We start from the raw sequence: 23,932 nt of genomic DNA, 5'->3' as shown, positions 1-23,932 counted from the left end.
AAGACCGTAGCCCGCAACCGGCCTCACTCGCCGCCGGCGACGACGAGCCGCGCGAACGCGTCGAGGTCGGCCACGAGCAGTTCGGGCGTCTCCATCCCCGGGAAATGGCCGCCACGGTCGTATTCGCGCCAGTGCACCATCGCGCCGGCAGGATCGAGGATGCTCCGGACGGTGTTGTCGGCTGCAAAGACCGCCACACCCGTCGGCGGTCCGGACGGCGTCTCGTGGGCGGCATCCGCTCCGTCCTGCGCGGCAGCCATCTGACGGTAGACCTGCATCCCCTCGTAGGTGGCGTGCGCCGACGATCCGCCGGCTCCCGTGAACCAGGCGATGCTGACGGCCGTGAGCAGCGCGTCGCGATCGACCGCCTCGTCGGGAAGCTCGTGCTCGGGGTCGGTCCACTCGTGGAACTTCTCCGCGATCCACGCGAGCTGCGCGACCGGCGAGTCGGCGAGCGCGTAGGCCAGCGTCTGCGGCCGCGTCGACTGCAGGTGCAGATAGCCGTAGGCATCCTCCTGAGCCTCATTGAAGCGCTCGGCGCGCCGACGGTCGGCGCCGGTGAGCGAAGCGGCGTCGATGGGAGGACCGAACGGCATGGCGGGCGCCGTGCCGGTCAGGTGGACCCCGATCACCCGTTCGGGCGCGACCATCCCGAGAAGGCCGGCGACGCCCGCTCCGGCATCCGTTCCGTGGACGAGGTAGCGCTCGTACCCGAGGCGCTCCATGATCTCGGCGAACGCCTGGGCGACGCGGAACAGATTGCCCCAGCCGGCCCCCGCCAAGGGTGTCGAGAAGCCGTACCCCGGGAGCGAAGGCGCGACGACGTGGAAGGCCACCGGCACGCCGTCGACCTCGTCGCGCGCGGGATCGGTGAGGGACCCGACGACGTCGTCGAACTCGAACGGCGTGCTCGGCCAGCCGTGGATCATCAGGAGGGGCACCGCATCGGCCTGCGATGACCGGACGTGGACGAAGTGCACGGCCTGTCCGTCGACGTCGGTCACGAACTGGTCGAGGCGATTCAGCCTCCGCTCTCTGGCACGCCAGTCGAACGCGTCGCTCCAATACGCGGCGAGACCTTGCAGGTAGTCCTGCGGCACGCCGCGCTCCCAGCCCTCCACGACGGACGTCGAAGGCCAGCGCGTGTGGCGCAGACGGTGGCGCAGGTCGTCGACGGCGGCATCGTCGATCTGGATCCGGAAGGGACGGATGTCGTTCGCTGCGGTGTTCATACCCTCACGCTATGACCGAAGGCGGAGCACTTCGTTCCGCCTTTCGTGCCAATCTGGAGACGTGCTCGAGACCTCCGCCCGCCTGCTGCGACTGCTCGCGCTGCTGCACGCCCACCCCGACCTGTCGGGGCCCGAGCTCGCCCAGCGACTCGACGTGACGACCCGCACGGTGCGGGCGGACGTCGAGCGGCTGCGCACGCTCGGATACCCCGTGGAGGCGACAGTGGGCCGCATCGGCGGCTACCGGCTCGGATCGGGCGGCGACATCCCGCCGCTGCTGCTCGACGACGACGACGCGATCGCGGTGGCGGTGGGCCTGCGTCTAGCCGGCACGTCGGGCGTCGCGGGCATCGACGAGACGTCCGTGCGCTCGCTCACCAAGCTGGAACAGGTGATGCCGTCGCGCCTTCGGCACCGGGTGGACGCGCTGCACGGAGCGATCCTCGCGCTGCACGGCACGAGATCGCCAGTGTCCACCGAGGTGCTCACCGCCGTCGCCACGGCGATCCGGGCACGAGAGCGCCTGCGCTTCCACCGCGTGGCACCCGAGACGCCCGACGAGCGCTTCGACGTCGAGCCCCACCGACTCGTGAGCAGCCAGGGCGCCTGGCACCTGCTCGCCTGGGTGCCCGTCGCGTCCGACTGGCGGCTGTTCCCCGTCGAGCACATCCGGCCCGTCATCCCCACCGGGCCCCGATTCGCACCGCGGGCGGAACCCGACGGCGGTGTGGCCGCCTACGTGGACGGGCAACTCGGGCGAGCGCACTGGCAGTACCGCGCGACCGTCCGGGCGCACGTCGCCGCCGACGTGCTGCAGCGGCGCATCCCGTCGTCCATCCTCGTTGAGCCGATCGACGATTCGACGTGCCTCGTCCACGTCGGCTCGGACGACCCGCATCAGCTGGCGCTGTGGGTCACGATGCTCGACGCCGACGTCGAGGTGCTCGATGCCCCTGAGCTGCGCAGCGCACTGGGCGGGCTGGCCGAGCGGCTCGCCCGCGCGGCGCACCCACCCGCGCCGCCCGCACATCCCTCGCAGCCGTAGCATCGGCGCCCGCTGCCCGCAATCCCCCGGCGACGGCGGCATCGCATCCGTATCGTGCCCAGGACCGGCCGCCGTCCGGGCGGCGCAGATCGCAGACGCGGAGGAGCGATGATGGTGCGATTCGGATACACCCTGATGGGCGAGCAGAGCGGTCCCCGGGAGCTGGTGCGCTACGCGCAGGCGGCCGAGGACGCCGGATTCGACTTCGAGGTGTCCAGCGATCACTACTCCCCCTGGCTGGTCAGCCAGGGCCACTCCCCGTACGCCTGGACCGTGCTCGGCGCCGTGGCGCAGGTGACGTCCCGCGTCGAGCTCATGACCTACGTGACGTGCCCCACCATGCGGTATCACCCCGCCGTGGTCGCCCAGAAGTCGGCGACCCTGCAGATCCTCAGCGAGGGCCGGTTCCTGCTCGGCCTGGGCTCTGGTGAGAGCCTCAACGAGCATGTCGTGGGCCAGGGCTGGCCGAACGTCGACACACGCCAGGACCGCCTGGTCGAAGCCATCGAGATCATCCGGGAACTGCACTCGGGCGAGCTGCTGACCTACGTGGGCGAGCACTTCCGGGTCGACTCCGCGCGCATCTGGGACGTCCCCGACGCCCCGGTCGAGATCGGCGTGGCAGTCTCGGGCCCCGAGTCGATCGGCGCCTTCGCGCCGCTGGCCGACCACATGATCGCGGTCGAGCCCCAGGCGGAGCTGGTGCAGCAGTGGAACGAGGTGTACGGCGCGGAGTCCGGTCTCGGCGCCGGCGACTCGCGCAAGATCGGCCAGATCCCGGTGTCGTGGGATCCGGACGAGGAGACCGCCATCCAGCGCGCGCACGACCAGTTCCGGTGGTTCGGCGGCGGGTGGCCGGTGAACGCCGACCTGACCACGCCGGCGGGCTTCGAGGCGGCCAGCAAGTTCGTGCGCCCGGAGGACGTCGCCTCATCGATCCCGTGCGGGCCCGACCTCGACGCCATCGCCGAGAGCGTGCGGCCCTACCTCGATGCGGGCTTCACCGACGTGGCGATCGTGCAGATCGGCGACGAGGCGCAGGACCGCTTCCTCGCCGAGGCCGCGGAGCCGTTGCTCGAGCGACTGCGCGCGCTCGGCTGAGGGGCGGTCGCGGCATCCGTCGCCGTCTCCTCACCGCGCGGCGAGTGCCTCCTCGATGACGCGAGCGGATGCCGCGGCGCCGTCTTCTTCCGCGAACTCGGCGCGGACGCGATCCGCCGCGGCACGGATGCCGGCGTCCGACAGCAGCCGCCGGACCGCCGCAGCGAGCGCGGGCGTGCCCGCCTGCTTCGGCGAGAGCGCGAGGGCGTTGCCCTGCGCGACGCAGCGGTCGACGTTCCACACCTGCTCCGGCTGCAGCCCCATGCCGACGAACGGGATGCCGGCCGCGCACGCCGTCTGCACCGTCCCCTGGCCGCCGTGCAGCACGGCGGCGTCGACGAGGCCGCCCAGCAGGTGGGTGGGCAGGAGATCCGTGACGTGCACGTTCGGCGGGAGCACATCTCCGCTCTGCAGATAGTGCCGCACCGGTGCGACGACATCGACCGGCAGCGTTCCGAGCTGCGATGCCGCCGCCAGCACCATCTCACGGCTTGCCGACGAGCCGAGGCCCAGATACACCAGCGGCTGATCTCGCGCGGCGAGCTCGGCCACGATCGGCGGCATGGGCGCGTCGATGTGCGCGAAGATCGGCCCGACCCGCTGATAGCCGGCCGGCAGCGTGTAGCCGCGCAGCTCCCACGACATCACGGTGAGGAGGTTGTGGTCGGCTTCGAGCAGTGACACGACGGTCTTCAGCGGCGGTACGCCGTTCGCCGTCGCGACCCGGGCGAACGCACGCGGCGCCAGCGGCGCGCGGTTGTACGCCCAGCGCAGCAGGCTGGTCGCCACCCTGTCCGCGGCGTGCGCGATCCGGCCGCTCCCCCGCACCAGCCCGAGCCGGCGGGTCTGCTCCACCTGCGGACTGGTGAGCGCGAACGGCACCGCGTAGAACAGCGGCACCTTCTCGGCCCGCGCCGAGATCATCGACGTCACGTTGGATCCGATCACGACGGCTGCGGCATCCGTCTCCCGGAGCAGTGCCCGCTCGACGTCGACGCGTGCCGAGACGAGGTCGTCCGTCAGGGGGCTCCGCAGCGTCTTCCCCTGGTCGAACCGCATCAGCTGCTCGCGCTGCGCGGCGCTCATCGCCGGCTCGCAGGCGCGGTACTCGAAGCCGGCGTCGGCGATGAGGTGCGCGAAGCCCGCCTCGTACCCCATGAACACCACGCGGTGCGCCGGGTCGAGCGCTCGGGCCACCTCGATCATGCGCGTGACCTCGGCGAGGTTGAACGTCACGGGGCAGAAGACGACTGTCGCCATGGAGGTCATCCTGTCAGCACCCGCGCGACCGCATCAGGGCGCCATCGCCCGCCCACCCGCCGCCAGAGGCCCGCCCATTGCTCGGCGCTGAGGTCACGAGGCAGGCGGTCGAGGCCCACGCCGGCGTCCGCGAGGGCACCACGCGCTCGGGCCCGGGCGATCCCGGCGCCGGCCTGCACGAGGGCGGGCAGTCCGCTCCCCCGCCCGGTGAACATCCGGTGGACGAAGCGCTCGTACGCGTCGCGCTCTCGAGGATCGACGAGCGGCGCCGCCCGCCGCGTGATCCGGAGGACGCCGCCGTCCACGCTCGGCATCGGGACGAAGTGGCGCGCCGGGACGCGACCGTGGAGCGAGAACTCGAACCACGGCGCCGCGGCGGCGGTCATCATCGTGCCGCCGCCCACGCCCGCGCGCTTGCGCGCGACCTCCCACTGCGTGAGGAGGATCGCGTGCCGCCAACCGGGCCGCTCCAGCAGGCGACGGAGGATGGGCGTCGTGAGGTGGTAGGGCACGTTGCCGACGACGACGGGACGGTCGAGCGGATGCCGCAGGGCATCGGCCCGCTGGACGCTCACGTGCGGAAGACGGCGGCGCAGCGCGCGGACGCGGTGCTCGTCGATGTCGATCGCGATGATCTCGCGGCCGAGGCTCGCGAGCGGGACGGTGAGGGCGCCGTCTCCGGCACCGATCTCGAGGATGGGACCGCGCGTGGTCGCGACGAGGTCGACGATGCCTCTGATGGTCGGACGATGGGTGAGGAAGTTCTGGCCGAGTTCGTGCCGGCCGCCGTGGGAAGAACGGTTTCGCATGGGAGCGCTCCAGGACGTGGTGGAGCACCCGGCGCACGCCGTGGATGCATGGGCCGAAGCCGAGGGCGCGCTACCGGATGCCAGGGCATCCGGATGACGGCGCTGCCGCGGATTATCGCGAGGGCGCCGTCAGGCGCGGCGCTCGCGGATGAAGCACGGGCACGCCACCATCGGCGCGCTCTTGATCATTCCCATGCGACCAGTGTACGGGGTGGGTCGGCTGCGGCATCCCTCCCCGCCCCTGGCGGTCTGTACCGCTATTGCCGGGTGGCGCGCTCGATCGACATGACGAGGACCACGCGGTCTTCCTTGTCGCGCGGCGGCGTGCTGCTGGGGTTGCCGTAGCGGTTCTGCAGTCGCACGTAGAAGGCGCCCTCGGGATCGGGCACGACGTCGACCAGGCGACCGGCGACCTCGAGGTAGTGGAACGGGTTGTCGGGGTCGAGGATCGACAGCGACATCGACGGGTTGTGCTGCAGGTTGCGGTACTTCTGCCGGTAGTTGGTGTGGGTGAAGCGCACGTGCTCCCCGTCGAACTCGAACCACATCGGGTTCACCTGTGCGGTGTCGTTCGGGCGGATGGTGCCGAGGTGGCCGTAGACCGGCAGTTCGAGGAGCCGGCGGCGGTCGGTGGGGACGATGTCATCGACGGAGGGCATGCGTCCAGTCTGCCGTCGCTGCCGAGGCCGAGGGTCGATCGCCGACCATCCGCGTCACGAACTACCCTCGGATCATGGCGACGCAGCCCGCACCCGGGTGGTATGACGACGGCACCGGCAAACAGCGCTGGTGGGACGGCACCCGCTGGACCGAGCAGTTCATCGATCTGCGCGAGACCGACGTCGAGCTGCGGACGGATGCCGGCCCCGCCGCGTCCGGACCCGCCCAGGCCGGCTGGTACGACGACCAGCGCGGGCGCACGCGGTGGTGGGATGGCCGGCGATGGACCGGTCAGGTGCGCTACAGCGGCCAGGAGCAGGATTTCGCGGGGATCGTCATCGACGGCCGCTGGATCCACTTCGGCGACCTCAGCCAGCCCGTGAGCGAGGTGGAGGCCACCGTCGACTCCGGCGACGCGCTGCTGCGCCGGCCGGAGTTCACGCGCACGGCCGTCGAACGCCGGCTGTTCGGTCCCGCCGGCGCCATCACCCCGCGCACCCTCAACCGCTCGATCAACCGGATGCTCCCGCACCTGGTGATCGGCGGCCCGCAGGTGTGGGTGGTGCCGTTCGAGCCGCCGCGCGACGCCGAGGCGCGCCGGTTCGTCACGTGGGTCAACTCCAGCGCGGAGCACTACCGCTACCGGTGACCGGCGGCGGGGTTCAGCCGGTCTCGGGCAGCACGAGGGGCAGCTCGCGCGTATCGTCCCAGGGCTCGCTCCAGCCGAGCCGGTCGAAGAGCGCCTCGAGCACCATGCCCGTGAAGCCCCACACCAGGTGCTCCCCCGCCGCATGCCGCACGAGGAATCCGGGGCCGCGCCACTCCTGCCCGTCGCGGCGGATCACCGTGACGCCGCGGTTCGCGGGGTTCAGGAGGTCGGCGACCGGCGCACGGAAGACGTCGGCCGACTCCGCTTCGTCGACCACGCGGACCGGTGACGGATGCCGCCACCACGCGAGCACCGGAGCCACGAGGTGCTGCGAGAACGCGAGCGGGATCTCGGGAAGGACGCCGAGCACCTCGACACCCGCCGGATCGAGCCCCGTCTCCTCCTGGGCCTCGCGCAGCGCCGCGTCCACCGGGCCGCCGTCGCCCGGGTCGATCCGCCCGCCGGGGAAGGCCACCTGCCCGGGGTGCGCGCGCAGTGTCGTGGCACGCGCCAGAAGCAGCACGTCGAGGTCGCGCGAGACCGCCCGCGCGTCGGCGTCGTGCGCGCTGGGGTAGCCGTCGAGCACCCCGAACAGCATGAGCACCGCCGCCCGACGCGGATCGGCCGGCATCGGCAGGTCCAGCAGCGGGCCGCTCCCCGACGCGGTCGCCAGCGCGCTCAGCTGGGCGCGGGCTCCCTGCGTCGAGGCGGACAGCACCTCGCCGTGCGGCGGAGTCGTCGGCTGCGGCATCCGTTCAGGCTACGCCGATCCTCAGACGCCGGGCGCAACCGCGCCTCGATCGACGGGCGCGACCGCGGGCCGGCCGTCAGGACGAGGCCCGACGACGCCGCACGACGGGTGAGAGCGCCGCGCGACCGGCCGCCACGGCGAGCGCGCCGGTCAGGATCCACGGACCGAACACCAGCAGCGGGTCGAGCCACGCGTGCTTCAGGTCGGCGCGCCCGCGGCCGAAGCGCGACGAGAACGGACGGTGCCCCCGCTCGCCGAGGATCCCCGACTGGGTGAGCGGATCGTCCGGCCGGCGCGAGAACAGCGACCGGGCGTGAGCGGTCGCCGAGTCGATGCGATCGCCCAGGATGAGCAGCAGCCAATGCGCCGTCTGCCCCTCGCTGTACGTGTCGTATGCGTAGCGCTTCACGACGCCCGCGAGTCCGTGCAGCGGCTGGGCGGTGCCGAAGACGGGCGTCAGACGGTCGTGCTCCACGGACTTCTCGCGGGCGCCGGATCGCGGCTGCTCCTCGGGCATCTCCCAGTGCGCGCCGGTGTCGATGCCGGGCTGCTCGCGCGGGAATGCGGGCCGGTCTGCGGCAGCCAGATCGGCGCCCCAGCCGGGGATGCGAGCACGCAGCTCGTCCGCGGTGGGGGTGGAGCCGGGCTTGTCAGCGGTGTACGGCATGTCGTCCTCCGTGATCCTGGATCAGGTCGCCGGCACGATGACCGGCTTGATGATGTCATCGAGCTTCGACGAGAAGATGTGGTATCCCTCCGCGATGTGGTCGAGGGGGATGCGGTGGGTGATGAGCTCGCTGGGCCGCAGGTGGCCGGCGCGGATGTGTTCGAACAGGCGCGGCCACTGACGCTTGACGGGCGCCTGGTTCATGCGCAGCGTGAGCCCCTTGTTCATCGCGTCGCCGAAGCGCACTGCGCTGAACATCGGGCCGTAGGCGCCCATGACCGAGACGGTGCCGCCCTTGCGCACCGAGTCGATGGCCCAGTTCAGGGCGACGGGCGAGCCGCCTTGCATCTTGAACTTCGCCGACGTCACATGCTGGATCACATGACCGTCGGCTTCCGCGCCGACCGCCTCCACCACGACATCCGCTCCCAGTCCGTCCGTCATCTTCTTCAGCTCGCGGACGACGTCGCCCACCTGCGTGAAGGCCAGGGTCTCGGCGAACGCGAAGTCGCGGGCCTTGTCGAGCCGGTAGCCGAGGTGATCGACGACGATGACACGCCCTGCGCCCATCAGCCAGCACGAGCGGGCGGCGGCGAGGCCCACAGGTCCCGCGCCGAAGACGACGGCCGTGTCTCCCTCGACGATGTCTGCGAGCTGGGCGCCGAAGTACCCGGTCGAGAAGGCGTCCGTGAGCAGCAGCGCGTCCTCGTCTGCGATGTCGTCGGGGATCACCGTGGGCCCGACGTCGGCGAAGGGCACCCGCACCAGCTCGGCCTGCCCGCCGTCGTAGCCGCCGGTCGAGTGGGAGTACCCGTAGATGCCGCCGATCGCGGTGGCGTTCGGGTTGACGTTGTGGCAGTTCGAGAAGAGGCCCCGCGCGCAGAAGAAGCACGAGCCGCAGTAGATGTTGAACGGCACCATCACCCGGTCGCCCACCTGCAGGTTCTGCACCGAGCCGCCGACCTGTTCGACGGTGCCGATGAACTCGTGCCCGAACGTGTGGCCGACCCGGGTGTCGGGCATCATGCCGTGGTACAGGTGCAGGTCGGACCCGCAGATCGCCGCGAGCTCGACCCGCACGATCGCGTCGTTCGGGTGCTCGATCTCGGGGTCGGGCTTGTTCCCGACGCGGAGCTTGTACGGTCCGCGGTACGTCATCGCCTTCATGTGCGCCTCCAGGTGTCTTCCGACACCCTGCGGGGTGGTGCGGAATCGGCGGAGGGGGTTGCGCTCGAGCGGATGACCTGGCACGCGCGTGAATCGCCCGGGGAGCCTCCCGCTCGAGCACAGAATCGGACGAGTTGCTCGACACGCCGGGCCGCGGCATCCGTTCACGGCGTGTCGGCGAGGACTTCCGATTCTGTGCGCCCCCGAGCCCCGGTGTCAGGGCGTCAGGGCGTCAGGGCGTCAGGGCGTCAGCCGCGGAAGTAGGTCTCGGCGACCCGCGTGAGGTCCCAGAGGTCGCTGACGCCGGCGAGCTCGCGGGCCGAGTGCATCGAGAGGATCGGGATGCCGACGTCCACCGTGCGGATGCCCAGCCGCGTCGCGGTGATCGGGCCGATCGTCGACCCGCACGGCACCGCGTTGTTCGAGACGAACTCCTGGCTGGTGACCCCGGCCTGCGCGCACCAGCCGTTCCAGGCGGCCGCGCCCGCGGCATCCGTCGCGTAGCGCTGGTTGGCGTTGATCTTGAGGATCGGTCCCGAGCCGAGCACGGGCTGCACCACGGGGTCGTGCTTCTCGGCGTAGTTCGGGTGCACGGAATGGCCGACGTCGCTCGAGGCGCACCACGACGCCGCCAGCGCCCGGAGCTGCTGCTCGCGGTCGGCGCCGAGCGCCAGCCACAGCCGCTCCAGCACGTCCGAGAGGAAGGGCCCTGCGGCGCCGGAGCGCGTGCCCGACCCGACCTCTTCGTGATCGAACACGGCGAGCATCGCGATGTGGTCGGCGTCGTATCCGTCGGCCGCGCGCTCGAGGGCGACGACACCGGCGTGCACCGATGCGAGGTCGTCCAGGCGCCCGGACGCGAAGAAGACGTCGTCGCGGCCGAAGACCGCCCCGCGCGCCGAGTCCGCCGTCACGATGTCGTAGCCGCGGATGCGGGCGGCATCGACCCCCGCTTCACGGGCCAGCTCGCCGAGGAGGTCGGCGGACTCCGTGGCGCCGAGCCCCCACACCGGCTGCGTCTGCGACTGCTTGTCGAGGGCGAGGTGGTCGTTGGCCTCGCGGTCGAGGTGGATCGCGAGCTGCGGCAGCCGCAGGAGAGGGCCCGTCGCCGCGAGCACGCTCGTGCCGTCGTCGAGCACGAGACGGCCGGCCAGTCGCAGCTCGCGGTCGAGCCACGAGTTCAGCAGCGGACCGCCGTAGATCTCCACGCCCGCCTGGAGCCAGCCGAGCCTGCCCGTCGTCGGACGGGGCTTGAGCTTGAATCCGGGCGAGTCGCTGTGCGCCCCGAAGATGCGCACCCCCGTCGCCGCGTCGGCCGACGACGGAACCACCCACGCGATCGCGGCGCCGTCGCGCACCACCACGTACTTGCCCCCCGCCGGCGAGGGCCAGGTCTCGGCCTCGTCGAGTCGACGGAAGCCTGCCCGCTCGAGGCGGTCGGCGACCTCGGCTGCCGCGTGGAAGCTCGAGGGCGACGCGGCCACGAATGCGGCGAGGTCGTCAGCGTGGGTGAGCGCGGCGCTGCGGGTCGTGGGAGCGGTGGATGAGGGCACGGGCGAGCCTCCTCGAGGAGCGGTGAGCGGTGCTTCGATCGTAGTTCGGAGGCACTTCCTCACCGCCCGGGCGGGCGGGATGCGCGCTTTTGATCTGGCCTTTTCGACCTTTCCGCTCACATGTAACGTTCAGGTAACGCACCGGAACCGTCCAGAAAAGCCGGGGAGACTCGGGGACTTGTGTCCGCCCGAACGGTCACGACGCGCCACCGCGTGGCGCAATTCGTCGATACGGAACCCGGTTTTTCATGCGCACCCACACGTCTTTCCTGCCCGCCCGCCGCACCGTTCGACGCGCCGAACGCCGCGTCCGCCGTCGCCCGGTGCTCGTCGCGGCGACGCTCGCGATCGGCGTGCTGGCCACCGCCGGCTTCACCACGGCGGCGCCGGCGTCCCAGGCTGAGGCATCCGGTTCGCTGACGAACTTCGCGCTCGCCTCGTACACGACCGCGACGGACGAGACCGCTTCCGAGCAGACCGCCGAGACGGCCTTCGAGAAGGCCGTCTCCGATGCGGACGCCGCCAAGACCGCGGCGACCACCGTCGCCGCCGACATCGCCGCGTCGGGCCTCGACGTCGGCACCACCGAGACCACGGTCGACACCACCGAGCTCGAGACGGCGCTCGAGGATCTCAGCCAGGCGCAGACGCTCCCCGCCATGTACTCGACGCAGCTCGCTGAGACCGTGACCACGCTCACCGCCTCGGTCAGCGAGCAGGCGCAGGCCCTCCGCGGCAAGCTCGACGCCGCCATCGCTCTGAAGGCGCAGCGCGAGGCGGAGGAGAAGGCGCGGCGAGAGGCTGAGGCCGCCGCCGCCGCGAAGGCCGCAGCCGAGGCCGAGGCGGCAGCCGCCGCCGCGAAGAAGTCTTCGTCGTCGTCGTCAGCGCCGGCCGCTCCGCGCCCCGTGTTCGCCACCGGCGGCGCCGTGGGCGGCACGAGCCCGGCCGACGCGCAGGCGACCGCCCGCGCCATGCTCGGCGGCTACGGCTGGGGCGACGACCAGTTCGGCTGCCTCGTGTCGCTGTGGCAGAAGGAGTCCGGCTGGAACTACCAGGCCTACAACCGCTCGAGCGGCGCCTTCGGCATCCCCCAGGCGCTCCCCGGCAGCAAGATGGGCAGCGCCGGCGCCGACTGGCAGACGAACCCGGCGACCCAGATCGCGTGGGGCCTCGGCTACATTTCGGGCCGCTACGGGACCCCGTGCGGCGCGTGGGGCCACTCGCAGTCGACCGGCTGGTACTGACCCGTCACCACCCCGTCCCGGGGATCGACGCCCGTCAGCTCCGAAGAGGGCACGTTCGCACCGCGGACGTGCCCTCTTCGCCTGTGTCCGGACCCCACACGCGCGGTCACGGCATGAAGACCCCACACGCGCCGTCACGGCATGAGCCCCCGCAGGGCGTCACGGCGTGAGACACCACAGAGCTCACGGCGTGCGGAGGATCTTCTCCATGGCCTTGCCGCGCGCCAGCTCGTCGACGAGCTTGTCGAGGTAGCGGATCCTCTGCATCAGGGGGTCGTCGATCTCCTCGACTCGCATGCCGCAGATCACGCCCGTGATGAGCGAGGCGTTCGGGTTCAGGTCGGCGTCCGCGAAGAAGTCCTCGAAGGTGGTGTGCTCGTCGAGGTGGCGCTTGAGGTCGGCGTCATCGAACCCGGTGAGCCACTCGATCACGTCGTCGAGCTCCCGGCTCGTCCGCCCCTTCTTCGCGACCTTCGTCACGTAGAGCGGGTAGACCGACGCGAAGCTCATCGAGTAGATCCGGTGCATGACGCCAGGGTAATACCGGGGTTCCAACGCGTCACCGGCTCCGTCGTCCGGCCCAGCAGGAAGAGCGATGGTCCCGGTGGGTAGCCCTCCCACCGGGACCATCCGCGCGTGTCACGGGAGTCTGGCCGGCGACCCGAACGCCGATGCTCGACCGTCTCGCGCTGAACTGCCTTCCTTGCTCTGCAAGCGTAGGGCGAGGCACAGAAGAGCGAACGCCTGTTGACATGTGCCCGACGCAACTGCTACCGGCGCCGCAAGCCCGACAACCTATGCCGGAGCGCACCGGTGACCGGATCGCCTCGTCAAGTCCCTTCTGCCGGGCACCTGGCTGCGATGGACTCGGAAGATGGCCGACGCCCTCCGCATCTCTGTCGTCATCCCGGTCAAGGACGACGACACCGAGCTCGCCCGCTGCCTGCAGGCACTGGCCCGGCAGACGCGGCCGGCCGACGAAGTGATCGTCGTCGACAACGGATCGACGGATGCCTCGGCCGGCGTCGCGCGCGCGCTCGGTGCTCGCGTCGTCCGCTGTGAGGCGCCGGGCATCCCCGCAGCGAGCGCGACCGGCTACGACGCCGCCGTGGGCGACCTCGTGCTGCGGCTGGACGCGGACTGCGTGCCGGATGCGGCGTGGGTCGGCGCGATGGCAGCCGCTTTCGCCGCGCGCCCCGACGTCGCGGCGTTCACCGGCGGAGCGCGCTTCGTCGACGGTCCACGCGCCCTGCGCACCCCGCTCGCTGCCGTCTACCTCGGCGCGTACGCGGCCGTCATGACCCTGACACTCGGTCACCTTCCGCTGTTCGGCTCGAACCTGGGCATGCGTCGCACGGCGTGGCGCGGCGTCCGCTCATCCGTCCATCGAGACGATCCCGAGCTGCACGACGACATGGATCTGGCGTTCCACCTGGGCGAGTTCGGGCGCATCCGGCTCCTGCGCGGCGCCACGATGGGGATGTCGATGCGGCCCTTCACGAGCGGCGTCGCGTTCGGCCGCCGCGTCGCGCGCGGGCTGCGAACGGTGCTGGTGCACCTTCCCCGCGACTTCCCGCCGGTGCGCTGGACGCGCCGCGCGCTGCGCGCGGCGCTGCGCGGCACCCGGCTCGGTCGCTCGCCGGCGACCTGAACCGGATGCCGCGGCACGCTACGACACGCGGCCGTCGCCCGGGCGCGAGACCCGGAGCCAGCGGTAGCCGTACGGCGGCACCTCGATCTCGACGGCGCCGCGCTCGTCCAGCGGGATGCGGTTCGCGCCGAGCAGATCGACGAGCTTGGTGCCCTCGGGCTCGTCCTTCAGCGCGAAGCGCGTCGTCGCCGGCACGTCCGCGAAGTTGTGGATCGCGACCATGCGGCCGACGTCGGCGCGGACGGAATGCACCAGGATTGCCTCGACGGGCTGCTCGAGCACCTCGAACTCCCCCCAGCCGAGCTCCGGCGAGATGCGGTAGCGCGACGTGAGGTCGCGGAAGAAGTGCAGGAGCGACCCGCGGTCCTCGATCTGGTCGGCGACGTTGACGTGCTCGGGTGCGTAGCCGTCGCCGGGCGGCTGCGCCACCAGCCGCGAGGGCGGCGCCTGCGAGAACCCTCCGTTGCGCTCGCCCGTCCACTGCATCGGCGTGCGCACCGCGCTGCGGCCGGGGATGTCGATGTTCTCACCCATGCCGATCTCCTCGCCGTAGAACAGCACCGGGGTGCCCGGGAGGGTGAACATGAGGCTGTACGCCATGCGGATGCGACGCGGGTCGGCCAGCATCGGGGGCAGCCGGCGCGTGATGCCGCGGCCGTACACCCGCTGGCGCTCATCGGGCGCGAACGCCTCGAAGACCTCCTCGCGCTCCGCGTCGCTCAGCTTGTCGAGCGTCAGCTCATCGTGGTTGCGCAGGAAGTTCGCCCACTGCACCTCGACCGGCAGGGCCGGGCGAGAGGTCACCGCGTCGATCAGCGGAGCCGGGTCCTGGCGCGCCAGCGACAGATAGAAGGCCTGCATGCCGATGAAGTCGAACTGCATCGACAGCTCGTTGGCGTCCTCGCCGCCGAAGTACGCGATCTGCTGGTCGTACGGCAGGTTGACCTCGCCCAGAAGGATCGCCTCGCTGGAGCGGCGCTGCAGGAAGCGCCGGAAGTCGCGCAGCAGCTCGTGCGGATCGGGGATCTGCGCCCCCGCGGGCATCTCGAGGAAGAACGGCACCGCGTCGACGCGGAATCCCGACACCCCCAGCTCCAGCCAGAACCCGATCACCCGCGCGAGCTCGTCGCGCACCGCCGGGTTCGCGATGTTCAGGTCGGGCTGGTGCTCGTAGAAGCTGTGCTGATACCACTGGCCGGAGGCCTCGTCCTTGGTCCAGATCCCGTCCGCCTCGCCCGGGAAGACGGTGTTCTTCTGCCCCTTGGGCGGCGGGTCGTCCCGCCAGACGTAGTAGTCGCGGTACGGCGAGTTCACGCTGCGCTTGGCCTTGAGGAACCACGGGTGTCGGTCGGAGGTGTGGTTCACGACGAGGTCGACGATCACGCGCATGCCGCGGTCGTGGGCGGTCCGGATCATCTCGACGAGCTCGCCGTGATTGCCCAGCCGCGGATCGACGCCGTAGAAGTCGCTGATGTCGTAGCCGTCATCGCGATCGGGCGTCGGATAGAACGGCATCAGCCAGATGCAGGTCACGCCGAGCTGCGCCAGATAGTCGATGCGCTGCGCGAGACCGCGCATGTCGCCGGTGCCGTCGCCGTCGGCGTCGAAGTACGTCTCGACGTCGAGGCAGTAGATGATGGCGCTCTTCCACCACAGGTCGCTGGTGTCGGTGATCTTCATCGGGCCTCCGTGAGGCGGGGAAGGATGCCGGATGCCGCGGCATCGAGGAAGTAGTCCTGCTCGCGGCCGACGTGATGGAGGTACACGCGGTCGAAGCCGATCGCGGCGAGCTCGGCGATCCGCTCGGCCAGCGAGATCGGATCGGGATCGACGAGCACCGCCTGGCGCAGCTTCGCCTCATCCACCTCCCCCACCGCGGCGTCGAAGTCCTCGGGCTGCTCGAGGTCCCACGCCAGCGGCGGCGAGACCAGACCGTTGCGCCATTGATCCTTCGCGATGGCGTACGCCTCGGCGTCGGTGTCGGCGATGCTCACGTGCACCTGGAGCGCGCACGGGCCGGTGCCGCCGTGGGAGCGGTAGGCGTCCACCACGCGCTCGAGCGCCTCGGGGGCCTGCACCACGGTGGCCAGGCCCTCCGCCCACGAGGCCGCCCATGCCGCCGTCTCGGCGCTCACGGCCGTCGCCAGCAGCGGCGGCGGAGCGGCGGGCCGGCTCCACAGCCGTGCCCGATGCACGGAGACGAGCCCCTCGTGCGTCACCTCCTCGCCGGCGAGCAGTCGGCGGATGACGTCGACGCTCTCGGCCAGCCGGTCGTTGCGCACATCCTTCGGCGGCCACGGGTCGCCGGTGATGTGCTCGTTCATCGCCTCGCCGCTACCCAGCGCCGCCCAGAAGCGTCCGGGGAACATCTCCTCGAGCGTGGCGAACGCCTGGGCGACGATCGCGGGGTGGTACCGCTGTCCCGGCGCGTTGACCATGCCGATCGTGAAGCCGGTGCGGGCCAGGGCGGCGCCGAGCCAGCTGAACGCGAAGCCGGACTCGCCCTGTCGCGGGTTCCACGGGGCGAAGTGGTCCGAGCACATGGCACCGTCGAAGCCGGCGGCCTCGGCCCGCTGCACAGCGGTCAGCAGCTCGCGCGGGAGGATCTGCTCATGGGACGCGTGAAAGCCTATGAACACCATCCCCCGAGTCTGCCCAGGCCCCTCGGATCCGGCGAGGCTCTTGAGATCCGCTGCGGTGTCGGATAAGTCGCGCGCGGCCCCGTGGCTACGGAGGCGGCCGCGGGCGGGCCACGGCACCCCGACCCGTCGCGACTAGAGTCGATAGGGCCGCGCGGGTCGCGGCATCCTCCCCACTTCCCCACCCCCTGCGGGCGCAACGGTGCGCGCGAGAACCGAGGAGCACCCGTGTCCACCGTCGCAGAATCCGCCGATCGCTACCGCATCGAGCCCACCGTCCTGCAGGCGCTGCGGCGCCCCCGGCTCCTCACCCGCGAGGTGCTCGCCGGGCTCGTGGTCGCGCTCGCGCTGATCCCGGAGGCGATCGCGTTCTCGGTGGTGGCGGGCGTCGACCCCCGGGTGGGCCTGTTCTCGTCTTTCGTGCTGGCGGTCGTCATCGCGTTCACGGGCGGCCGTCCCGCGATGATCACTGCGGCCGCCGGCGCCGTCGCCCTCGTCATCGCACCCGTGGCGCGCGAGCACGGGCCCGACTACCTCATCGTCACGATCGCTCTGGCGGGCATCATCCAGGTGCTGATGGCGGTGCTCGGCGTGGCGCGGCTGATGCGCTTCATCCCGCGCAGCGTCATGGTCGGGTTCGTCAACGCGCTCGCGATCCTCATCTTCCTCTCGCAGCTGCCGCAGCTGATCGACGTGCCGTGGGCCGTGTACGTGCTCGTCGCCGTGGGTCTCGGGATCCTCGTCTTCTGGCCGCGCCTGACGCGGGCGATCCCCGCGCCGCTCGTCGCGATCGTTCTGCTCACGGTGGCCGTCGTCGTGTTCGGCCTGTCGTCGGTGCCGAACGTCGCCGACCAGGGCGAGCTGCCGCGCAGCCTCCCCGAGCTGCTGATCCCGAACGTGCCCCTCACCTGGGAGACGCTGGAGATCGTCGCGCCGTACGCGTTCGCCGCGGCGCTGGTCGGCCTTCTCGAGTCGCTCATGACGGCCAAGCTCGTCGACGACATCACCGACACCCACTCGCGCAAGACCCGCGAGGCGTGGGGTCTCGGCGTCGCCAACGTCGTGTCGGCCTTCTTCGGCGGCACCGGCGGCTGCGCGATGATCGGCCAGACGATGATCAACGTCAAGACGTCGGGCGGCCGCACCCGCATCTCGACGTTCTTCGCCGGTGTGTGGGTGCTGATCCTGGTCGTCGTGCTCGGTGACATCGTCGGGCTCATCCCGATGGCGGCGCTCGTGGCCGTGATGATCGTCGTCTCGTTCATGACCTTCGACTGGCACAGCGTCCGCCCGTCGACGCTGAAGCGGATGCCGGTCAGCGAGACGCTCGTGATGCTCGTCACCGTCGTGGCCACGGTGTGGACCCACAACCTCGCCGTCGGCGTCATCCTGGGCGTGCTGGCGGCCATGGTCCTGTTCGCGCGGCGCGTCGCGCACTTCACGACGGTGACGCGCTCGGTCGACGGCGGCACCGCCCGCTACGTGGTCGACGGAGAGCTGTTCTTCGCCTCGAGCAACGACCTCACCACCCAGTTCGCCTATGCGGCCGACCCCGCGCACGTCGTCATCGACCTGTCCCGGACGCACGTGTGGGACGCCTCGACGGTCGCCGCGCTCGACGCCATCACGACGAAGTACGAGCAGCGCGGCACGACGGTCGAGCTGCACGGCATGAGCGACGCGGCATCCTCGTTCCACCGGCGGCTGAGCGGCGAGCTCGGCTCCGCGGGGTAGGTAGCAGAACTCCACGATCCGAGCACAAGCCGCCCCGCGCCACCGCGGCGCCCTTGTCTGCATCGGCCCGGCGGCGCAACCCCTTGCCAGCGAACCCCCTCATCCGCCTACTGTGACCAGAGCAGACGCGAGGAGGGCCATGGTCGACGATCCTGCCGACGGGCCGCTCATCGGACCGGTCGCTGCGCCTTTCCTCCACGTGATGTCGTTCAACATCCGGCGCCGCATGACTGGGATCGCGTGGCGGCGCGCCGACCGCTGGCGCCACCGCGCTCCGGCGGTGCGGGCGCTGCTGCAGCTGGAGCAGCCCACGATCCTCGGTACGCAGGAGGCGATGCCCGACCAGGCCCGCGCCGTGCTCAAGGCGCTCGGCGCCCGCTATCGCTTCGTGGGACGCGGGCACGGGCGCGACGGACGGGGCGAGGGGTGCCCGCTGTTCTACGACGACGAGCGCCTGGAGCTGGCCGAATGGGAGCAGACCGCGCTGTCGGCGCACCCGCACAAGTCCGGCTCTCGCACCTGGGGCAACCTGATTCCGCGCATCGCGGTGGCCGCACGCTTCCGTGACCGTGCGACCGGGCACGAGTTCACCGCGATCAACACGCACCTCGATCCGTTCTCGCCTCGCTCGCGCCTGCGCGCGGCGGACGCGCTGAAGACGATCGCCGGCTTCGGCCCGACCGTGCTCGCGGGCGACCTCAACGCCGGCGCGGACTCGCGGACGCTGCGGGCACTGCTCGACGACGGCGTGCTGCGGGACGCCTGGTCGACCGCGGAGCGCCGGGTGACGGCATCCGTCGGCACCTTCGTGAACTATCGGTCGCCGAGACCGGACCGCCCCCGCATCGACTGGATCCTGGTGACCGCGGGCGTCGACGTCGAACGCGCCGCGATCAACGCACGACCGATCGAGGGGATATGGCCGTCGGACCACCTCCCGGTCCAGGCCGTCGCGAGGATCCGCGACGCGGAGGGAGCGGCATGATCCGGCGTTTCCTCCGCCCGCCCCACGGGCCCGGCGAATGGCTGGCCGACGGCGTCCGGCTGATCGGCGTGCTGAGCGTCATCGCCGCGTTCGTCTGGTGGCGACCGACCGACGCGGGCATCGTCGCGCTCTCGCTGCTCGCCCTGGTCGTGCCCCGGTTCGTGGGCGTCCGCCCCTCCTTCGACATCCTGTTCTGCGTCACGGTGCTCGTCGCCGCATGGAGCAACGTGCTGCACCTCTACGAGACGCTCGTGGGGTGGGACCTCGTCGTGCATTTCGTGTGCACCGGCGTGCTCGCCGCGATGACCTACGTCATCCTCGCCCGGCTGCAGATCGTGCCTGCGCCCCTCGGCGACGAGACCCGCCGGGCGACCCCGGTGGTGCTCGTGACGGCGCTCGGCCTCGCGCTCAGCGCACTGTGGGAGATGCTCGAGTGGGTGGGGCGCACCTTCATCGCGCCCGAGATCTTCGTGACCTACCAGGACACGATCGGCGACATGGCCGCCGGTGGCCTGGGCGGCCTGCTCGCCGGCCTCGTGGTCTCCAGGGTCAGGCTGACGGACGATCCGTCGCGACCCCGATGAGCCGGACGTCCACCAGGTCTCCGTCCGCGACCTCAGTCGTCAGCCGGCCGCATCCTGTCTCATCTCGGGGCACACCCCGCCGGGATCGGTCGCCAGCTCGAAGTGCCACCGCTCGTTCGCGTAGGTCTGGCAGATCCCGTACACCGCCCCGTGCCGGATGAGCCAGTCCTGGGCGTCGATCGGGGCGATGTCCACGGCCTCGCCGGTGACGTGCTTCGAGAGATCCGGGGCCGCGACGAACTCCCGCGCGACCTGTTCGCTCCCGTGCTCCTCGATCGCGTCTTCGAGCAGCCGCGCCTGGTAGCGCTCGCTGCGCCAGCCGCTGGTCACCTGGAACGCGACGCCGTCTGCGACGGCCGCGGCCTCCGCCTGCCGCAGCGCATCCCTCAGGGCAGGGTCGAGCCGGGCGATGATGGGCAGATCCTCGTCCGCGAGCGTCACGACCTCGCCGTCGGCGCGATAGCCGTCCTCGGCGGTCGGGGTGAACGCCGAGATATCGGGTGGAAGGAGGCTCTGCGCCGCCGCCATGCTGAACCCTGCCAGGAGCAGGGACAGACCGACTCCGAGCGCGAGGAGGATGAGCAGGCGCGTGCGGGAGGGCGGCGGATCGGCGGTGGTGGCGCTCAGGTGGTCGTACATGGTGCTCATTCCACGCGAGCGCGTGTTGCCCTGGCGTACGTGCAAACGCATACACCCGCGATAACCCCGACGATCTAGCCTGGTGGGCATGCGTGTGCTGATCGTCGAGGACGAGCTGTTCCTCGCCGAGGCGATCCGTGACGGGCTGCGGCTGGAGGCCATCGCCGCCGACATCGCCGGCGACGGGGACTCGGCTCTCGAGCTGCTCGCGGTCAACACGTACGACGTCGTCGTGCTCGACCGCGACATCCCAGGCCCCAACGGCGATGAGATCGCCCGTCGCCTCGCCGCGACGCCGGCCGGTCCCCGCATCCTCATGCTGACGGCCGCCGACCGGCTCGACGACAAGGCGGCCGGCTTCGAGAGCGGCGCGGACGACTACCTCACCAAGCCGTTCGCGCTGCGCGAGCTCGTCATGCGCCTGCGAGCGCTCGGTCGACGTCCGGCCGCGGGGACTCCGCCGATCGTCGAGGTGGCCGGCATCCGGCTCGATCCGTTCCGTCGCGAGGTCTACCGCGACGGCCGGTACGTCGGGCTCACCCGCAAGCAGTTCGCGGTGCTCGAGGTGCTCATGGTCGCCGATGGCGGGGTCGTCAGCGCCGAGGATCTTCTGGAGCGCGCGTGGGACGAGAACGCCGATCCCTTCACGAACGCCGTGCGCATCACGATCTCGACGCTGCGCAAGCGCCTCGGCGAACCGTGGGCGATCGAGACGGTGGCCGGCGTCGGGTACCGGATGAGCACATGACAGGAAGCTCCGCGCCGCGCTCGCGCGGCCTCTCCGTGCGGATCAAGCTCGCGCTGAGCTACGCCGCCTTCCTCGTGGTGGCTGGGGTCGCGATGTTCGTCGTCGGCTTCCTGCTGCTGAGGTTCGTGCCAGACCGCGCCCTCTACGTCATGGACGGCGGCTGGGCGCCCAATCGTTCCGATCTGCTCGAGGTCTTCGTCCGGTACGCGTGGTGGGCGATGGCCGCTCTCGTGGTGTTCGGTCTCGTCGGCGGCTGGCTGCTCGCCGGATTCGTGCTGCGGCCGCTGCGGAGGATCACCGATGCCGCCCGCCGCGCCCGCGACGGCCACCTCGACACGCGCGTCGCCCTGCCGGGAGCCGGCGACGAGCTCACCGATCTCGCCGACACGCTCGACGCGATGCTCGACCGCGTTCAGCACACGATCGACGAAGAGAGGCGTTTCGCCGCGAACGCCTCGCACGAACTGCGCACTCCCCACGCGATCATCCGCACCATCGTCGAAGTCGCCGAGGCCGATCCGGCCGGCCGCGACATCGACAGCGTGCTGCACCGCATCGGCACCACCAACGACCGCGCGATCGCCACGACCGAGGCGCTCCTCGCCCTCGCGAGGGCGGGGCGAGGACAGGCGATGGAGGCGACGGCGGTGGATCTCGGGGCGCTGGTCGCCGAGGAGGTCGACGCTGTGCAGACGGATGCCGCGGCCCGCGGCATCCGTCTGCACACGGCCCTCTCGCCGGTGGTGGTCCGTGGCAATCGCACGCTTCTGTCTCAGCTCGTCGCGAATCTCGTGCACAACGCCGTCGTGCACAACGTCGACGAGGGCTGGGTTCACGTGACGGTCTCGGACTCCCCCGGCGTCGAGCTGTCGGTCGCCAACAGCGGCCCGGTGCTCTCCCCCGACGTCGCGGCGACGCTCACCGAGCCGTTCGTGCGCGGCGCCGGGCGCACGCGACGGGCGAGCGAGGTCGAGGGGTCCGGACTCGGGCTCGCCGTCGTCGCCACGATCGTGCGCGCGCATCACGGAGCACTGTTCGTGTCGGCTCTGCCCGAGGGCGGGCTTCACGTGCGCGTCACCCTGCCCCGCTGACGATCGCGCCGGCCGGCCGCGAGCATCAGCCGGACCGCGGTGACCGCGACCGCGCCGATCGCGGCGCCCACGGTGTTCCACACGACATCGCGCAGATCAGGCACCCGGCCGGGGATCGACGCCTGCAGGCACTCCACGAACGTCGACGCCGCAAGTCCGGCGAGGATGGCGATCGGCCAAGCGCGCCGGCTGAGGATCATCGCCAGCGCGGCGCCGAAGGGCACGAACATGGCCGTGTTGAGGGCGCGCTCCGCGTCTCCGCCGGGGAACCACGCCTCCAGCGGGGCGATGTCGGCGAGAAGCCCCAGGAACGCACCACGGGCGGGGGCGACGAGTGATCGCGGTCCGAGCGTCAGCAGCGTCACGGCCGCCGCCGCGGCCAGCACCGCGACGGCGCGCACGCGGCGGCGCCGCGTCCTGATGATCTCCGACATATGGTCCTCCCTCGCGGCCCGCTGCGGACCGGTCCTCCCAGTCCAGGCGAGCGGATGTTGCGGGAGCATATGCATCCGCGACCGATGCAGCCCGCCGCGAGAACTCGAAGCTCGCTCCCAGGTTCGCGGGACCAAATCGGCACGGGCATCGGTTCTTCTCTGTGACGCCGCAGCCAGCCGCGTCGAACTGGAGGAATCGTGAGCAACGACTACCGCAGGACCCCCGAGGCGCTCAGCCGCCTCACCGACACCCAGTACCGCGTCACGCAGGAGGACGGCACCGAGCCGGCGTTCCGCAACGCGTACTGGAACAACCACGAGCCCGGCATCTACGTCGACGTGGTGTCCGGCCAGCCCCTGTTCTCGTCGGTCGACAAGTACGACAGCGGAACCGGGTGGCCGAGCTTCACCAAGCCGATCGAGCCCGATGCCGTCACGACCAAGAAGGACTGGAAGCTGCTGCTGCCGCGCACCGAGGTGCGCTCATCGGGCGCCGACAGCCATCTGGGTCACGTCTTCCCCGACGGCCCCCGGCAGGCCGGCGGCCTGAGATACTGCATGAACTCGGCCGCACTGCGCTTCGTGCCCGCCTCGTCGCTCGAGGACGAGGGCTACGGCGCGTACGCCGACCGCTTCGACAAGCTCAGCGACCAGAACCCCGAGAACCAGGAGCACGCATCATGACCAGCGGTCCCTTCGACACCGGCGAGATCACCCGCACCCCGGGCACCGAGACGGCGGTCCTCGCCGGCGGCTGTTTCTGGGGCATGGAGGACCTCATCCGCCGCCAGCCCGGCGTGCTCGACACGCGCGTCGGCTACACCGGCGGTGAGAACGCGCACGCGACCTACCGCAAGCACCCTGGTCACGCCGAGGCCGTGGAGATCGTCTTCGATCCCGAGAAGACCACGTACCGCGACATCCTCGCGTTCTTCTTCCAGATCCACGACCCGTCGACCCTGAACCGTCAGGGCAACGACATCGGCTTGAGCTACCGCTCCGCGATCTTCCCGCTCTCCCCTGAGCAGGAGCGGGTCGCGCGCGACACCATCGCCGACGTCGACGCTTCGGGCCTGTGGCCGGGCAAGGCCGTCACCACGATCGAGCCCGAGGGCCCGTTCTGGGAGGCCGAGCCCGAGCACCAGGACTACCTGATCCGCATCCCGAACGGGTACACCTGCCACTTCCCCCGCGCGGGCTGGGTGCTGCCCAAGCGCGCCGACGCGACGGCGTAGGAGAAGACGAGAGCGGATGCCGCGACCCGGCCGGGTCGCGGCATCCGTCGTCTT

Annotated in this window: 25 protein-coding genes; 12 read left to right on the top strand and 13 right to left on the bottom strand. The window is 71.2% G+C overall.

Features of this window, described 5'->3' with window-relative positions:
* Positions 1–23: 23 nt before the first annotated feature.
* Positions 24–1,232 (bottom strand): epoxide hydrolase family protein, encoded by a 1,209-nt coding sequence (locus IM767_RS07055; RefSeq protein ID WP_109211665.1) that lies wholly within the window; start codon positions 1,230–1,232, stop codon positions 24–26.
* 61 nt (positions 1,233–1,293) lie between these two features.
* Here IM767_RS07055 and IM767_RS07050 point away from each other — a divergent pair, with 61 nt between their 5' ends.
* Together IM767_RS07050 and IM767_RS07045 are read left to right on the top strand one after the other, a co-directional pair.
* Positions 1,294–2,277, top strand: coding sequence for a helix-turn-helix transcriptional regulator (locus IM767_RS07050; RefSeq protein ID WP_109211666.1), 984 nt, complete (start codon positions 1,294–1,296; stop codon positions 2,275–2,277).
* 111 nt (positions 2,278–2,388) lie between these two features.
* Positions 2,389–3,378, top strand: coding sequence for an LLM class F420-dependent oxidoreductase (locus tag IM767_RS07045; RefSeq protein ID WP_109211724.1), 990 nt, complete (start codon positions 2,389–2,391; stop codon positions 3,376–3,378).
* Positions 3,379–3,408: 30 nt separating this feature from the next.
* Here the strand turns inward: IM767_RS07045 and IM767_RS07040 are convergent, their stop codons facing one another.
* The 3 genes from IM767_RS07040 to IM767_RS07030 all read right to left on the bottom strand — a co-directional run bounded on the left by IM767_RS07040 (position 3,409) and on the right by IM767_RS07030 (position 6,106).
* Complete coding sequence (locus IM767_RS07040) at positions 3,409–4,638, bottom strand: glycosyltransferase (protein ID WP_109211667.1); 1,230 nt, start codon at positions 4,636–4,638, stop codon at positions 3,409–3,411.
* 5 nt (positions 4,639–4,643) lie between these two features.
* On the bottom strand, positions 4,644–5,447 hold the full coding sequence (erm, locus tag IM767_RS07035) for a 23S ribosomal RNA methyltransferase Erm (RefSeq protein ID WP_109211668.1): 804 nt from the start codon (positions 5,445–5,447) through the stop codon (positions 4,644–4,646).
* A 257-nt stretch (positions 5,448–5,704) separates the two neighbouring features.
* Positions 5,705–6,106 (bottom strand): PPOX class F420-dependent oxidoreductase, encoded by a 402-nt coding sequence (locus tag IM767_RS07030; RefSeq protein WP_109211669.1) that lies wholly within the window; start codon positions 6,104–6,106, stop codon positions 5,705–5,707.
* 74 nt (positions 6,107–6,180) lie between these two features.
* Between IM767_RS07030 and IM767_RS20750 the strand changes: the two genes are divergently transcribed.
* Positions 6,181–6,756: a DUF2510 domain-containing protein gene (locus tag IM767_RS20750; RefSeq protein ID WP_204161316.1), complete on the top strand. Its 576-nt coding sequence runs from the start codon at positions 6,181–6,183 to the stop codon at positions 6,754–6,756.
* Between the two features lie 13 nt (positions 6,757–6,769).
* Here IM767_RS20750 and IM767_RS07020 read toward each other — a convergent pair whose 3' ends face one another.
* The 4 genes from IM767_RS07020 to IM767_RS07005 form a co-directional block, all read right to left on the bottom strand.
* Positions 6,770–7,507: an NUDIX hydrolase gene (locus tag IM767_RS07020; RefSeq protein WP_109211670.1), complete on the bottom strand. Its 738-nt coding sequence runs from the start codon at positions 7,505–7,507 to the stop codon at positions 6,770–6,772.
* 76 nt (positions 7,508–7,583) lie between these two features.
* On the bottom strand, positions 7,584–8,174 hold the full coding sequence (locus tag IM767_RS07015) for a hypothetical protein (RefSeq protein WP_109211671.1): 591 nt from the start codon (positions 8,172–8,174) through the stop codon (positions 7,584–7,586).
* Positions 8,175–8,195: 21 nt separating this feature from the next.
* The gene (locus IM767_RS07010; protein WP_109211672.1) at positions 8,196–9,341 is read right to left on the bottom strand and encodes a zinc-dependent alcohol dehydrogenase; all 1,146 of its coding nucleotides are present in this window, start codon (positions 9,339–9,341) and stop codon (positions 8,196–8,198) included.
* Positions 9,342–9,589: 248 nt separating this feature from the next.
* Positions 9,590–10,894 carry a M18 family aminopeptidase gene (locus IM767_RS07005; protein ID WP_109211673.1) on the bottom strand — a complete coding sequence of 435 codons (1,305 nt, stop codon included), beginning with the start codon at positions 10,892–10,894 and terminating at the stop codon, positions 9,590–9,592.
* Between the two features lie 248 nt (positions 10,895–11,142).
* Between IM767_RS07005 and IM767_RS07000 the strand changes: the two genes are divergently transcribed.
* Entirely contained in the window at positions 11,143–12,138 is a 996-nt protein-coding gene (locus IM767_RS07000; RefSeq protein WP_109211674.1) for an aggregation-promoting factor C-terminal-like domain-containing protein, read from the top strand.
* 183 nt (positions 12,139–12,321) lie between these two features.
* On the opposite strand, the gene IM767_RS06995 is transcribed toward IM767_RS07000, so the two are convergent.
* Positions 12,322–12,666: a DUF2200 domain-containing protein gene (locus IM767_RS06995; protein WP_109211675.1), complete on the bottom strand. Its 345-nt coding sequence runs from the start codon at positions 12,664–12,666 to the stop codon at positions 12,322–12,324.
* A gap of 346 nt (positions 12,667–13,012) precedes the next feature.
* Between IM767_RS06995 and IM767_RS06990 the strand changes: the two genes are divergently transcribed.
* On the top strand, positions 13,013–13,789 hold the full coding sequence (locus IM767_RS06990) for a glycosyltransferase family 2 protein (RefSeq protein WP_109211676.1): 777 nt from the start codon (positions 13,013–13,015) through the stop codon (positions 13,787–13,789).
* A gap of 18 nt (positions 13,790–13,807) precedes the next feature.
* Here the strand turns inward: IM767_RS06990 and IM767_RS06985 are convergent, their stop codons facing one another.
* On the bottom strand, positions 13,808–15,469 hold the full coding sequence (locus tag IM767_RS06985) for an alpha-amylase family protein (protein WP_109211677.1): 1,662 nt from the start codon (positions 15,467–15,469) through the stop codon (positions 13,808–13,810).
* Positions 15,466–16,431 (bottom strand): TIGR03885 family FMN-dependent LLM class oxidoreductase, encoded by a 966-nt coding sequence (locus IM767_RS06980; RefSeq protein ID WP_109211678.1) that lies wholly within the window; start codon positions 16,429–16,431, stop codon positions 15,466–15,468. Before IM767_RS06980 ends, IM767_RS06985 begins: the two co-directional genes overlap by 4 nt.
* Positions 16,432–16,656: 225 nt before the next feature.
* On the opposite strand from IM767_RS06980, the gene IM767_RS06975 reads away from it, so the two are divergent.
* From IM767_RS06975 to IM767_RS06965, 3 genes are all read left to right on the top strand, one after another.
* Entirely contained in the window at positions 16,657–18,162 is a 1,506-nt protein-coding gene (locus IM767_RS06975) for a SulP family inorganic anion transporter (RefSeq protein ID WP_109211679.1), read from the top strand.
* Between the two features lie 139 nt (positions 18,163–18,301).
* Positions 18,302–19,147, top strand: a complete 846-nt coding sequence (locus IM767_RS06970; protein WP_109211680.1) for an endonuclease/exonuclease/phosphatase family protein — start codon at positions 18,302–18,304, stop codon at positions 19,145–19,147.
* The gene (locus tag IM767_RS06965) at positions 19,144–19,731 is read left to right on the top strand and encodes a DUF2238 domain-containing protein (protein ID WP_109211681.1); all 588 of its coding nucleotides are present in this window, start codon (positions 19,144–19,146) and stop codon (positions 19,729–19,731) included. The genes IM767_RS06970 and IM767_RS06965 overlap by 4 nt, the downstream gene beginning before the upstream one ends.
* A gap of 39 nt (positions 19,732–19,770) precedes the next feature.
* Here IM767_RS06965 and IM767_RS06960 read toward each other — a convergent pair whose 3' ends face one another.
* Positions 19,771–20,379, bottom strand: a complete 609-nt coding sequence (locus IM767_RS06960; RefSeq protein ID WP_239453451.1) for a M15 family metallopeptidase — start codon at positions 20,377–20,379, stop codon at positions 19,771–19,773.
* Positions 20,380–20,458: 79 nt separating this feature from the next.
* Between IM767_RS06960 and IM767_RS06955 the strand changes: the two genes are divergently transcribed.
* Complete coding sequence (locus tag IM767_RS06955) at positions 20,459–21,118, top strand: response regulator transcription factor (RefSeq protein ID WP_109211725.1); 660 nt, start codon at positions 20,459–20,461, stop codon at positions 21,116–21,118.
* Entirely contained in the window at positions 21,115–22,209 is a 1,095-nt protein-coding gene (locus IM767_RS06950) for a sensor histidine kinase (protein WP_109211683.1), read from the top strand. The genes IM767_RS06955 and IM767_RS06950 overlap by 4 nt, the downstream gene beginning before the upstream one ends.
* On the opposite strand, the gene IM767_RS06945 is transcribed toward IM767_RS06950, so the two are convergent.
* A complete protein-coding gene (locus tag IM767_RS06945; protein ID WP_162564376.1) occupies positions 22,182–22,643 on the bottom strand; it encodes a VanZ family protein in 462 nt (153 codons plus the stop codon). The genes IM767_RS06950 and IM767_RS06945 overlap by 28 nt on opposite strands.
* Positions 22,644–22,841: 198 nt before the next feature.
* Here IM767_RS06945 and msrB point away from each other — a divergent pair, with 198 nt between their 5' ends.
* Positions 22,842–23,327 carry a peptide-methionine (R)-S-oxide reductase MsrB gene (msrB, locus tag IM767_RS06940; RefSeq protein WP_109211685.1) on the top strand — a complete coding sequence of 162 codons (486 nt, stop codon included), beginning with the start codon at positions 22,842–22,844 and terminating at the stop codon, positions 23,325–23,327.
* Positions 23,324–23,878 (top strand): peptide-methionine (S)-S-oxide reductase MsrA, encoded by a 555-nt coding sequence (msrA, locus tag IM767_RS06935; protein WP_109211686.1) that lies wholly within the window; start codon positions 23,324–23,326, stop codon positions 23,876–23,878. Before msrB ends, msrA begins: the two co-directional genes overlap by 4 nt.
* Positions 23,879–23,932: the final 54 nt, after the last annotated feature.

The organism is Microbacterium ureisolvens, assembly GCF_015278315.1.
Lineage (GTDB): Bacteria > Actinomycetota > Actinomycetes > Actinomycetales > Microbacteriaceae > Microbacterium > Microbacterium ureisolvens.
The sequence above is the reverse complement of the archived record's forward strand: the minus strand, read 5'-3'. Positions and strand labels throughout refer to the sequence as shown.

Excerpts from the sequence above, each read along its gene's own strand:
- IM767_RS07055 (WP_109211665.1), bottom strand. The coding sequence starts at position 1,232 with ATGAACACCGCAGCGAACGACATCCGTCCCTTCCGGATCCAGATCGAC.
- IM767_RS07045 (WP_109211724.1), top strand. The coding sequence starts at position 2,389 with ATGGTGCGATTCGGATACACCCTGATGGGCGAGCAGAGCGGTCCCCGG.
- IM767_RS07040 (WP_109211667.1), bottom strand. The coding sequence starts at position 4,638 with ATGGCGACAGTCGTCTTCTGCCCCGTGACGTTCAACCTCGCCGAGGTC.
- erm (WP_109211668.1), bottom strand. The coding sequence starts at position 5,447 with ATGCGAAACCGTTCTTCCCACGGCGGCCGGCACGAACTCGGCCAGAAC.
- IM767_RS07030 (WP_109211669.1), bottom strand. The coding sequence starts at position 6,106 with ATGCCCTCCGTCGATGACATCGTCCCCACCGACCGCCGCCGGCTCCTC.
- IM767_RS20750 (WP_204161316.1), top strand. The coding sequence starts at position 6,181 with ATGGCGACGCAGCCCGCACCCGGGTGGTATGACGACGGCACCGGCAAA.
- IM767_RS07020 (WP_109211670.1), bottom strand. The coding sequence starts at position 7,507 with ATGCCGCAGCCGACGACTCCGCCGCACGGCGAGGTGCTGTCCGCCTCG.
- IM767_RS07015 (WP_109211671.1), bottom strand. The coding sequence starts at position 8,174 with ATGCCGTACACCGCTGACAAGCCCGGCTCCACCCCCACCGCGGACGAG.
- IM767_RS07010 (WP_109211672.1), bottom strand. The coding sequence starts at position 9,341 with ATGAAGGCGATGACGTACCGCGGACCGTACAAGCTCCGCGTCGGGAAC.
- IM767_RS07000 (WP_109211674.1), top strand. The coding sequence starts at position 11,143 with ATGCGCACCCACACGTCTTTCCTGCCCGCCCGCCGCACCGTTCGACGC.
- IM767_RS06995 (WP_109211675.1), bottom strand. The coding sequence starts at position 12,666 with ATGCACCGGATCTACTCGATGAGCTTCGCGTCGGTCTACCCGCTCTAC.
- IM767_RS06990 (WP_109211676.1), top strand. The coding sequence starts at position 13,013 with ATGGCCGACGCCCTCCGCATCTCTGTCGTCATCCCGGTCAAGGACGAC.
- IM767_RS06985 (WP_109211677.1), bottom strand. The coding sequence starts at position 15,469 with ATGAAGATCACCGACACCAGCGACCTGTGGTGGAAGAGCGCCATCATC.
- IM767_RS06980 (WP_109211678.1), bottom strand. The coding sequence starts at position 16,431 with ATGGTGTTCATAGGCTTTCACGCGTCCCATGAGCAGATCCTCCCGCGC.
- IM767_RS06970 (WP_109211680.1), top strand. The coding sequence starts at position 18,302 with ATGGTCGACGATCCTGCCGACGGGCCGCTCATCGGACCGGTCGCTGCG.
- IM767_RS06965 (WP_109211681.1), top strand. The coding sequence starts at position 19,144 with ATGATCCGGCGTTTCCTCCGCCCGCCCCACGGGCCCGGCGAATGGCTG.
- IM767_RS06960 (WP_239453451.1), bottom strand. The coding sequence starts at position 20,379 with ATGAGCACCATGTACGACCACCTGAGCGCCACCACCGCCGATCCGCCG.
- IM767_RS06955 (WP_109211725.1), top strand. The coding sequence starts at position 20,459 with ATGCGTGTGCTGATCGTCGAGGACGAGCTGTTCCTCGCCGAGGCGATC.
- IM767_RS06950 (WP_109211683.1), top strand. The coding sequence starts at position 21,115 with ATGACAGGAAGCTCCGCGCCGCGCTCGCGCGGCCTCTCCGTGCGGATC.
- IM767_RS06945 (WP_162564376.1), bottom strand. The coding sequence starts at position 22,643 with ATGTCGGAGATCATCAGGACGCGGCGCCGCCGCGTGCGCGCCGTCGCG.
- msrA (WP_109211686.1), top strand. The coding sequence starts at position 23,324 with ATGACCAGCGGTCCCTTCGACACCGGCGAGATCACCCGCACCCCGGGC.